Annotated in this window: 11 protein-coding genes; all 11 read left to right on the plus strand. The window is 44.2% G+C overall.

All coding sequences use genetic code 11. From position 1 onward, the window contains the following. Nucleotides 1–369 (plus strand): ANTAR domain-containing response regulator (locus tag BG32_RS04150; protein ID WP_121526448.1); only part of this gene is annotated, 369 nt, incomplete at its 5' end. A 331-nt stretch (nt 370–700) separates the two neighbouring features. Next, nucleotides 701–1,339, plus strand: coding sequence for an ureidoglycolate lyase (locus BG32_RS04155; RefSeq protein ID WP_014731860.1), 639 nt, complete (start codon nt 701–703; stop codon nt 1,337–1,339). Between the two features lie 96 nt (nt 1,340–1,435). Further along, nucleotides 1,436–2,788 carry a sugar ABC transporter substrate-binding protein gene (locus BG32_RS04160; RefSeq protein ID WP_099772349.1) on the plus strand — a complete coding sequence of 451 codons (1,353 nt, stop codon included), beginning with the start codon at nt 1,436–1,438 and terminating at the stop codon, nt 2,786–2,788. Between the two features lie 85 nt (nt 2,789–2,873). Beyond that, on the plus strand, nt 2,874–3,857 hold the full coding sequence (locus BG32_RS04165; RefSeq protein WP_041928310.1) for an ABC transporter permease: 984 nt from the start codon (nt 2,874–2,876) through the stop codon (nt 3,855–3,857). A gap of 12 nt (nt 3,858–3,869) precedes the next feature. Then, nucleotides 3,870–4,352, plus strand: coding sequence for an ABC transporter permease (locus BG32_RS16205; RefSeq protein ID WP_259459503.1), 483 nt, complete (start codon nt 3,870–3,872; stop codon nt 4,350–4,352). A 38-nt stretch (nt 4,353–4,390) separates the two neighbouring features. Next, nucleotides 4,391–4,831: an ABC transporter permease gene (locus BG32_RS16210; RefSeq protein ID WP_259459504.1), complete on the plus strand. Its 441-nt coding sequence runs from the start codon at nt 4,391–4,393 to the stop codon at nt 4,829–4,831. A gap of 45 nt (nt 4,832–4,876) precedes the next feature. After that, entirely contained in the window at nt 4,877–6,421 is a 1,545-nt protein-coding gene (locus BG32_RS04175; RefSeq protein ID WP_099772351.1) for a sugar ABC transporter ATP-binding protein, read from the plus strand. 24 nt (nt 6,422–6,445) lie between these two features. Beyond that, complete coding sequence (gene dhaK / locus BG32_RS04180; RefSeq protein ID WP_099772352.1) at nt 6,446–7,438, plus strand: dihydroxyacetone kinase subunit DhaK; 993 nt, start codon at nt 6,446–6,448, stop codon at nt 7,436–7,438. 3 nt (nt 7,439–7,441) lie between these two features. Continuing rightward, a complete protein-coding gene (gene dhaL / locus BG32_RS04185) occupies nt 7,442–8,086 on the plus strand; it encodes a dihydroxyacetone kinase subunit DhaL (protein WP_099772353.1) in 645 nt (214 codons plus the stop codon). 17 nt (nt 8,087–8,103) lie between these two features. After that, nucleotides 8,104–9,228, plus strand: coding sequence for an RHS repeat domain-containing protein (locus tag BG32_RS04190; RefSeq protein ID WP_257212021.1), 1,125 nt, complete (start codon nt 8,104–8,106; stop codon nt 9,226–9,228). 321 nt (nt 9,229–9,549) lie between these two features. Next, nucleotides 9,550–11,250 (plus strand): IS1634 family transposase, encoded by a 1,701-nt coding sequence (locus tag BG32_RS04195; RefSeq protein WP_257212022.1) that lies wholly within the window; start codon nt 9,550–9,552, stop codon nt 11,248–11,250. The last annotated feature ends 66 nt before the right edge of the window (nt 11,251–11,316 follow it).

The following is an 11,316-nucleotide window of genomic DNA, read 5'->3' on the forward strand; positions in this document are numbered from 1 at the left end:
CTCGTACCCTCGATAATCGTTACTGGTTACAGCAGCGAAGAGACCCTCAAGCGGGCGAACTCTGCAGGGGTCTTTAACTATCTCGTCAAACCCGTTGATGAGAAGGAACTCAAGCCCGCCATAGAGATTGCGATGGGCCGTTTTAAGGAGTTTGTGCTTCTTAAGAAGGAACTCCAAGAGCAGGGAGAGGCTCTAGAGGCAAGAAAACTCATAGAAAGGGCAAAGGGGATTTTGATGGACCGCAATGGGATCAAGGAATCAGAGGCGATGAAGTTGCTCCAGAAGATTAGTAGAGATAAGAATTTAAAGCTTGTTGTTGTTGCGAGGGAAATCATAGAAGCAGACAATACTCTGCATTACGGTATGTAGGTCAGCGGTTCCATCTGTTCAGAATTCGCGAGCGATTGAGCTTTTTTCTCATAATCGTTATTAATGTGCCTTAAATAGGATAGAAATCATCACACGGGACTTTGCTAAACGCATCGTTTTGTGCATAATTGTCAAGTGAATATATGAAAAGTGAATATACTTAAAGGCAATGCTTATGATTGGTGTTGCTGAGTAAGGAAATATAAAGGTTATGGGTGCCTGACTAGTTGCAGGCACCTTTTTTGTTTTGGGAGTTACAGGAATCAGTTTTCGGAAAATAGATATCTGTTCACCGTGTGAGCAAAAAATCTGAGAATGGAGGAGAGAGATTATGGCAGTGGTTGACGTAAAACTGGAAAAACTAAGTGAAGTAAGTATGAGAGATTTCAGCACCTTTGGCAGAATCATCGGTAGAGATGAAGACACGGAAGAAGGTAAGTATGAGTTGCATCCTGTGGACGCAAAACCCGCAGTCGAAAACAGCATGATCAAGGCATACTGGGATCTAATTCCTTTCAAGGACAACAAAGAAGACCGCTTTTCGATGGGTATGCTCTTTGTCTACCCTAAGCCAATAGGTGAGGTTCTAAACTGGACTGAGGTTCATTACGAAACTTACGAATTCTTTTTCCCTCTGGGTGGAAAGCAGTTCATCTTTGTTCTTGCTCCGAAGTCGAAGATCCCCGAAGCGGAGAAGACCAGAGCCTTCCTCATTGGACCAAATGAAGGAGTCCTTCTGAACAAAGGGACATGGCACTACCCGCCTTTCGCAATTGACGGCCCTACCCCTGTTTTAATGCCTCGCTTTGGAAAACTTGGAGAAGTCACCGGCGACGTAACTGAGGCCTATGGAAAGAAGTGGGAGACTCCTGTTGGAAACCGCTATTTCAAAGGACAATTGCACGCTTTGAAAACCGATTACTATGGCGAAGGTTACGGAGGCGAATACAAGATAAGAATCATTCTTTGATTCGTTTGTTTGAAGGGAGGTTGACACAAAGAAAAAAGCTGTTCGTGTAAATGTTTTGATCTATGAGAGTACTTCTTTTGAAGGAGGATAAGACAGGTGAAAAAGCTCAGTGTTCTGTTAATTGCTCTTATTGCTTTGTTTGGTGTTACTGCACTTTCAACGGAAACAATGGTATGCACTTATGCACAGATGGCGAACGACTTCTTCCTTACTTTTGACAAAGGCGCAAGGGAGGCTGTCGAGGCTCTTGGAAACATGTACATAGCAGCCAGCGACGACAGGAGCCCCGAAAAGTTCCTGTTCCAAATCGAGTCCTTCGCTGCCGCCGGTGTCAAGATGATATTCGGTTACTCACCAACAATCGAATCCGTTATTCAGGCATCGAACTTCGTCAACAGAGAGAAAGTCTATTACGCGAATATCCTAGAGATAGCCGACTGGTGGACACCACTAGACGCTGGTCCATACTACGGTCAGTTCATTGGACCTGACGCTTATGTCGATGGTTATCTAGGCGGTCTGGAAATGGGCAGACTTCTCAATGGAGAGGGCGAGACCTGTGTTCTCTGGGGATTCCCCGGCTCCAAAGCAGGTAACGACAGAGTTAGAGGCTACAAAGCAGCTCTTATGGAGAACTTCCCAAATATCACCGTTATCGGTGAGGAATATGCAGACTTCATAAGAGACAAGGGATACTCTGTTACCAAAGACTGGATCGCAAAGTTCGGTGACAGGATAGACGGTATTTTCGGCACTGCTACAAGCATGAATGTTGGCGCTGCAATTGCCTGTGAAGAGGCCGGACTGGACCACGTTTTCCAGGTCACAACCGATGCTAACAAGTCCAACCTCGTCGATATCAAGGATGGAAGTCTCGACGTTGTCGCTGGAATTTACGGATTCTGGATGGCTGGAAGACAGGCCGTTACTGTATACGACATGAAGAACGGCTGGAAACCGACCGTTCCTGAAACGATGATGTCAACAATGCAGACCTTCATTACCCCTGAAAACGTTGACTGGTACATCGAGACTTTCGGAAAGGACGCTCCATATGACTACGACTGGAAGAAGATGTCAAGAACGCTTCATCCAGACGACTGGGATCCACAGGGACTTCTAGTTCCCATATACCCCGAGAGATTTACCAACTGGATTTACCTTGACAAGCCCAGAGGTTACGAAGTTCCCAAGGAATACAAGGAAGCTATGGAATCCGGTCTTTACCAGGAGATCTACGAGCTTTACCTTGAAAAGTTCACAGCCGCGTGGGTCGTACCTCCATTCGAGAGCTCCCCATACAACTACGTATTTGTTGCAAACAACCTGGAAGAAGGTCTCAGAGCAGATATCGTAAAGAGAATGGAAAACGATGTGCTTGTTCATGAAGTTATTGACGTTCCCTACCGCTTCGACATTCCAGATTTTGGAGAAGGATGTAATAACTAAGCACCGTATGAATCTTAAAAAACACTTTTGAATGCTGGAGTAGACTGTTCCAGCGACGGGGGATCAGTCTACTCTTTCTGGAAGGATGAGGAATTTGGCTCTCAAAAATCTCTTTAAAAAAGGACTAAAAGCAGAGAACCTTATTGAAGTACTTCCCTACTTGTTGCTTGTTGGAATCTTTGTGGTTTTCGCAATCTTATATCCGCCATTCTCAAGAATAAGGAATATCACAGGTATTCTGACAGTCTCGAGCGTCTTCCTTCTGGTTGCCGCCGGAGAGACTTTTCCCATACTCATGGGAAGCATAGATCTCTCTGTGGGCGCCATGCTTTCATCCTGTGCGATTGTTGCCGCTTACTTCTTTCCTCAGGGTGGATTAGGGATGATAGTTCTTGCGATAGTCGTAGGATTCCTTTCGGGACTGATTAACGGTCTACTGGTGGTACTTCTGAAACTTCCGTCTTTCATCGTTACACTGGCGATGATGTATGTCTATGTGGGAATAGCTACTGGTCTAACAAATGGTTATAACATATCCATTAGAAACAGGGACTTTGCCTGGATTTCGACGGGACAGATGATCGAAGGCATTCCAAATGTCATTATTTGGGCCTTCATTGTATTTGCAGTTTTCGTATTCATAAGCAGGAAGACAGTAGTGGGAAGATACATTTTGGCAATAGGAAGCAACGAAGAGTCCGTGAAGAAAATGGGAATCAATACAAATAAATATAGGATAATCGCGTTCACATTCTCCGGGTTATTGGTCGGTATTGCCTCTGTTTTACTTTCTTCTTATCTAGGAATGGCACCAGCAAGACTTGGAGACAAGTACCTCTTCAATACGCTAATAGCCGTGGTCGTTGGTGGGACTTCCATCATGGGAGGTTCTGGTGGTTTATTGAAGACACTCATAGGGGTTCTTCTCATCAGTATGTTCGATAATGGAATGAGTCTAATTGGAAGTACATCGAATGTCCAAAACATTGCAAAAGGCATACTGCTAATCGCAGCCATTTCACTCGTAATGCTTCCTCATCGACGCGGAAGATTACTTCTTACCAAGTAGGCAGGGAGGTGGATGATGATGGATAATCGAAACAGGAAGCGAAAGTTCCCACTTTCAAAGCTGTGGACTCCCTTACTACTTGTGGTTTTGTTCTTGATATTCGGTTTGCAGTATCCAACATTCTTGTCTGCAAAGAACTTCAACAACTTGCTCGTACAGATGGCCATTCTGCTGATTGCATCGATGGGTATGTCTATGGTCGTTCTGATGGGAAGTATTGACGTATCAGTCGGAGCGACGATAACGATTACTGCCGTGGCATCCGCAATGGCTAGCTCTGCGCTAGGTGGCGCATCGATTATTGTGGGGATGATAGTAGGGGCTCTGGTAGGTCTGATAAACGGTTTTCTGGCTACTTTCCTGAAAATCCCGACGTTTCTATCCACTATCGCCATGATGGGAATCTTAAATGGAACTGCAGTTTTGATGCTAAAAGGGTCTCCTTACAACGTCAGTCTGAATCCTTTCTCGCAGTTGCAAGGGGAAGTTTTCTAGACGGCATATCAAACCTGATCACCATACCTATCATTGTGGTGCTTATAACACTTTTGATAACCAAGAAAACAGTGCTTGGCAGAATGATTTACGCCATCGGCAACAACGAGTACGTATGCCAGTATTCAGGGATCAGTGTTGTAAAGATTCAGACTTTTGTATTTATGATTCATGGTTCGCTCGTAGGACTAGCCGGGGCACTTAACGCATCTATGCTTGAAGCTGCATGCCCTTATACTGGTGATACTTATACCTTGCCCGTAATAGCAATCGTTGTCATGGGCGGCATTCCTCTTAGCGGAGGTCGAGGAGGACCAATCGGCACAGTTCTCGGAGCGATGCTGGTTACCGTTCTGATAAGCGGCCTGAATTTCATGGGTGTAACGCCTGAATTCAGGAACGTTGCAATGGGTGCTCTGATAATTGCCGGTGCGCTTATGTCCAATGTTGGAAGACCGAAGATGATCACCGTTAAGTGATCTTCGATTCAAAAAGGTGATACTGAGAATGCGAGGTTTATCTTTATGGATGAAAAAGTAAAAGAAAATAGCAAAATCCTCTTTGAGATCAAGGGAATCGATAGAAACTATCCTGGTGTGCAGGCACTGAAAGATGTTACCTTCAAGATCAATAAGAACGACGTTATTGGATTCGCCGGTGAAAATGGGGCGGGAAAGTCAACTCTGCTAAAGCTTATAGCGGGAGTTGAACCACCCGATAAAGGAGAGATGTTTCTGGAAGGAAAAAAGTATGCTCCTCAAAGCTTCAGAGAGGCTAACATACTTGGAGTTTCGATGGTCTTCCAGGAGCAGAACCTTGTCCAAAGCCTGACTGTTTACGAAAATCTCTTTCTTTCACACGAGAAGAGATTCCAGGTGGCCGGTACTTTGAAGAAGAGGCAGATGATCTCCGAAGCGAAACGTTATCTGGAGAGTTTTGGGCTCGATATCGACCCAAGAAAAGAAGTCTCCCAATACTCATTTCACGAGCGTCAGATGCTTGAGATCATCAGGGCATTTGTCATAGCAGACATGTACAAGATCGAGACCCCTCTAATACTTCTTGATGAACCAACTGCGTCGCTCCCAGAAAAGGAGAGAGAGATTCTTCTCGATAGAATTAAGAGTTTTTCAAATAAGGCAACATTCATATTTGTCTCACACCGTCTTTCAGAATTGATGAATGCCTGTAACAGGATTCTAATTCTCAAAGATGGGCAGCTGGTTGGAGAAGTTGATCCCGAGGTCTCGGAAGAGAGAGAGATCCACCCGCTTATGGTAGGAAGAGAGTTAAGTGCCGACACCTACAGAGTTGAAGATCAAAAGGAATTCAATGGGGATGAGGATCCCGTCTTGAGGGTGAGAAATCTTTCCAAGAAGGGCCTTTATGACTCTGTTTCTCTGGAAGTCCGTCGTGGGGAGATCCTTGGAATAGGTGGACTGATTGGCTCTGGAAAGAAGTTCCTGGGCGAGACCCTTTTTGGGGTGGGAGAGCCAACAGAAGGAGAAATCATTATAGATGGCCATTCCGTGTCTAAAGCCACGATAAGAAATATGACCAAGCTAAGAGTCGGGTATGTTCCTTCCGAAAGGAAGGAAAACGGAATAATCGGCTTGTCAACGGTTGCCAACAATCTTACGATTACAAGATTCAGTGAGTTCAGCAGTCGCCTGGGCTTTATAAACAACAGGCAAGAATCCAAATTGATCAAAGAGGGAATAGAGAAGTTCCGAATTAAGGCAACTAGCGAAGATCTGTGTTTTTCGTTGAGTGGAGGAAACCAACAAAAAATCGTACTGACCAAATGGATTATGAAGAATCTCGATATTTTGATTCTCGACAATCCCACCAGAGGCATAGACATCGGAGCAAAAGAGGAAATATACACCTTCATAAGAGAAGCGGCAAATAAGAACCTTGCCATCATCTTAATAACAGACGACTTGCTCGAACTCATAGGATTGAGCAACAGGATAGTAATTATGAAAGATGGAAACATTTCGCTTATCGTAGATGCCGATAAGAGGCGGAAACCAACCGAGCAAGAACTAGTAAGAGATATGGTATAAGAATAGCTGAGGTGGTGTAGAGAGATGAAGAAGCTGATCAATGATCCCAAAAGCGTGGTAATCGAAATGTGTCAGGGAATGGTGAAGGCTTTCCCGGAGAACCTTGCACTCGACGAGGAATTCATGGTGATTTCGAGAAAGAATCCCAACAAGAACAAGGTTAATCTGATCAGTGGCGGTGGAAGTGGTCATGAGCCGGCTCATGCAGGGTTTGTAGGCAAGGGAATGCTTGATGCGGCCGTATGTGGTGATGTCTTTGCTTCACCGTCCGTAATGCAGGTCTTCAACGCTATAAAACACAACCATTCAGAACAAGGGGTCTTGCTGGTTATAAAGAATTATTCTGGAGACGTGATGAATTTCGAAAGCGCTGCTGCAATGGCTGAAGACTACGATATTAGAGTTGATAGCGTTTGTGTGAATGATGATATATCAATCGAAAAGAAGGAAGACAGACGGGGCGTGGCTGGAACGATCTTCGTTCACAAAATTGCTGGAGCTCTGGCAGAAAGGGGAGCTTCTCTCAAGCAGGTAAAGGAGATCGCCCAAAGAGTTATCGACAATGTTAGAACTATGGGGATTGCACTGACTTCCTGTACCGTCCCAGCAAGAGGAAAACCGACTTTCGACCTTGAAGAGGACAAGATTGAGGTTGGTGTCGGAATTCACGGAGAAGCCGGAATATTTAGAGACAGATTACTCTCGGCGAAAGAAACCGCTGAATTGATTATCGAAAGAATACTTGGCGAATTATCCGTATCAAAGGATGAAGAGGTTGCCGTGTTGGTAAATGGATTTGGTGGAACTCCGCTGCAAGAGCTCTTTATTCTGAACAATGAGGTAGCCACGATTCTTAACAGTAAGGGAATAGCAGTGGCAAAGACTCTCGTTGGAAACTACATGACGTCTATAGATATGGAAGGTGCGTCGATTTCCGTTCTTATTCTCGACGAACAGATGAAGAGACTTCTCTCTGCACCCTGTGAAACCGCTGCCTGGAAGGAAACGGAGGCTTAGAAGATGACCGTAATCTCGAAGGATGAATTCATAGAAATAGTTGGAATCGCTGTCGATTCTATACTAGAAAACGAACAGTACTTCTGTGATCTCGATTCTGTTGCCGGAGACGGTGATTTCGGAGCTTCTTTGGCGAAAGGCTTCTCTGAAGTCAAGTCAAAATGGAAGGATCTCGAAAAGAGCAATGTTGGAACCTTTTTGAGAGACTGCAGCATGATAATAATGGAAAAATGTGGTGGAGCCTCTGGCCCAATTTGGGGCAATGCTTTTTTGAGCGCTTCTAGAGCTTCTAAAGGAAAGGAGACTCTCAAAATAGCCGACATTGCTGAACTCTTCCAGGCAATGGTAGATGGAGTACAGAAGGTCGGTAAAGCTCAATTGGGTGACAAAACTCTTCTAGATGCGCTTATCCCCTTCAAAGAATCTTTGAAGGAAAGTGCAAAGCTGAACGAACCAATAGAAGCGGCCTTTGACAAGGCCGCAACCAAAGCAGAAGAAGGAGCTGAATCTACAAAAACGATTGTTGCGACGAAAGGAAGGGCCAGATATCTGGGTGACAGGAGCATTGGCGCATATGACGCGGGGGCCAGAGCGGTTGCAGTCATTCTCTCAGATATTCAAAAGAACTTCTTCAATAAAACAAAGTGAAACTGCGCCGATGGAAGGTGATTAAATTGTTATCAAGTGCTTTCAGACTTAGTTGTTTCATACTTATCGTCTCCTTGTTTATAGGAAGCTTTTGTGGAGCCTTCTGGGTTGATTCTTACCTGGACAAGATCAATACATCTGGAGTGAAAAGGATTGAGATAAGAAACTATAATACTCAGGACGGGGAGTTATGGATAAAGTTTGCCACTCTGACCGCTGAGTACGATGAATCAGGAAACACCATCCGTGAGAGCAAACTCTCCGGCGATGGTGTTCTGGAGTTTGACTATTCCTATCAGTACGATAGTGAAGGTAATATGCTCACCATGCAAGGTAAGAGGATAGTAAACGACTCAGCATTAGAACATAGCTATGAATACAAGTACGACGAGAACGGGAGACAGATCGAAGGAATTCAGTACGCCTCAGATGGTTCGATAATCTCAAAATACTCTGCAAAGTACGACGAGAGTGGAAACTTCGTCGAAGGGAACGATGTTCAGTATGATTCATCAAACAGTACTAGATATTTAGCCGGCTATAACGAACTCGGTTACATGACTGAGGAAACCAAATATATTGTCTATGAGTACAAAGAAAAGGAAGGACTTCAAACTGAATTCAGAAACGAGTATCGATATGATGACCTCGGCAACTTGCTTCTGGAGATCGGCTATGGCAAGTACGGAGACTTCTCTTATAAGTACGGTTATGAATACGACGAAGAAGGTAATTTGATAAAGGCATACAGCTACAGTGCGAGCGATACGATCGTTTCTGTTTACGAAGCTTCTTACGATGATGAGGGGAATCTAGTAAGATTTATCCTATCCGATGCAAGTGGAAAGATCTTATCCGAGCATGAAGCTCAATACGATAATGGCAATATGGTTCTCGAGGTCGACTGCCTTTCTGAGTCGCGCAATCTTGTATACTCGGCCGAATACAATAGTGAAGGACTAAAGCTAAAAGAAACCACCTATAACAGAAATATCAGTGGAAGTCCGCTCACTTACAGTTATGAATACCTCTACGACGATAGAGGAAACTGTATTCAGGAAAAGTACTTCGTTTACCTTGAAGACGAGGACCTGTGGAAGCCGATAACAAAGACAGTTTACCTGATTACCTATTATGAGTAAGAAGAAACTTTAACAAGAAAACCATTACACTGTTTCCCGAAATCAAAACTGTTCTAATGGGTTGCGCTAGAACCACTGGGAATAAGACAACTAAAATTAAATAAAAAATCGTTCGCGCTCATGGTTGGTGCGACGGAAAAGCTTAAACTGGAGTTCCCCGACAGCAAATGAATGAAACTCTTTCCGAGAGAGGAAAAAGACACATAAATGAATTGAAAATGTAGACAGTGAATAGTCAATTTGTAATTGACTTTGCTCTTTCCTTTGTGCTATCATCATATTATGAAGAGCAAACCTAAAGGCCTTTATTTAGCTAGGATTGTGAGTAAGTACAAGGACAGAGAATACTTCACTTATCTTCTGAGAAGAAGTTATCGCGAAGATGGTAAGGTGAAACAGCAAACCATTGCCAACCTTACTGAATTGCCGGAAGTTACTAGAGAGTTAGTCAAAGAGAGTCTCCAGGGGAGAGTCTTTCTTCCTTCCGAAGAGGCTATAGAGATCACTCGTTCGAGGGCACATGGTAATGTTGCGGTGATAAGGAAGGTAATGGAGGATCTAGGTATTTCAGAATTGCTATCTTCTCGAAGGAGTAGAGAAAGCGATCTAATAGAGGCGATGATAGCTGCAAGGATAATAAACCCTCAGACGAAGCTTTCCACAATACGCTGGTGGGATAATACAACTATTCCCGAAGAGTTCTCCGTGGAAGACGCAGATGAAGATGAGTTATATGTTGCCCTTGACTGGTTACTCCAAAGGCAAGAGGCGATAGAAAGGAAACTTGCGCAGAGACATTTAAGCGAAGGTGGACTTGTTCTTTACGATGTCTCTTCGAGTTACTATGAAGGAAGTCATTGTGAGCTTGCGAGTTATGGTTATAACAGAGACAAGAAGAAGGGGAAGAAACAGATAGTCTATGGACTCATGACGGATTCAAAAGGTATACCAATATCCATACAGGTATATCCGGGATGTACGAATGACACTAAAACGATAGGGGAACAGGTAGATAAGGTAAAGGAAGAGTTCAAAGTAGAAAGGTTCGTAGTGGTTGGAGACAGAGGGATGTTAACGCAGGGACAGATAGACAGATTGAAGGTCCTCGGTGGAGTTGACTGGATTAGTGCCTTCAGAGGGGCTACGATTAAGAGTTTCTTCGATAATGGTTATTTACAGCTGAGCTTATTTGACGAGAGAGACCTTCTCGAGATAGACTCACCCGATTATCCTGGAGAGAGGTTAATAGTCTGCAGGAATCCCCTTCTTGCAGAAGAGAGAAGGAGAACGAGAGAAGACTTACTCGGGGCGACTGAAGAAAACCTGAACAAACTCATGAGGAGGGTCGCTTCAGGAAGGTTGAGAGAAGCTGGGAAGATAGGGCAGGCACTGGGAAGGATAGAAAACAGGTACAAGATGGCCAAGCATTTCATCTTCACGATAGAGGAAGGGAAGTTCGATTACAGGAGAAATGAAGAGAGTATAGCCAATGAAGCTTCCCTTGACGGATTCTATATAATCCGAACCAGTGTGGAGAAAGAGAAGTTGACTGCAGAAGAAGTGGTGTACAGTTACAAGAGTCTATCCAGAGTTGAGAGGGCATTCAGGACGCTAAAGGGAGTGGATCTGAAGATACGACCAATACACCACTGGCTTGAGAAGAGAGTAAGGGCCCACATATTTCTCTGCATGCTCGCGTATTATGTAGAATGGCATTTGAGAGAGTCATGGAAGAGCATGATCTTCACTGACGAATATACCGATAGAGAACATGTACTACAGGCTACAAGATCCGAAAGCGCTCTTGAGAAGACGAGGAAGAAGAAGCTGAGTGACGGAACACCGGTACACAGCTTTCAGACTCTTCTATCTGAAATGAGTACGATTGTCTGTAACGATGCCAGGGTACCTGCTGTACCGGAGATACCTTCATTCACGATAATAACAACTCCCAACGAGGTACAGAGAAAAGCTCTTGAACTTGTAGGACTGAAACAACTCAGCAAACGTAGACAGAAATAACCGCTTCATTTCTCTGAAATCCTTTCAGATAGTGCTTTCTCCTTTATCTAGTTCGGGAACTTCAGT

It is taken from the genome of Mesotoga sp. HF07.pep.5.2.highcov (assembly GCF_003666285.1).
GTDB classification, from domain to species: Bacteria; Thermotogota; Thermotogae; order Petrotogales; family Kosmotogaceae; genus Mesotoga; species Mesotoga prima.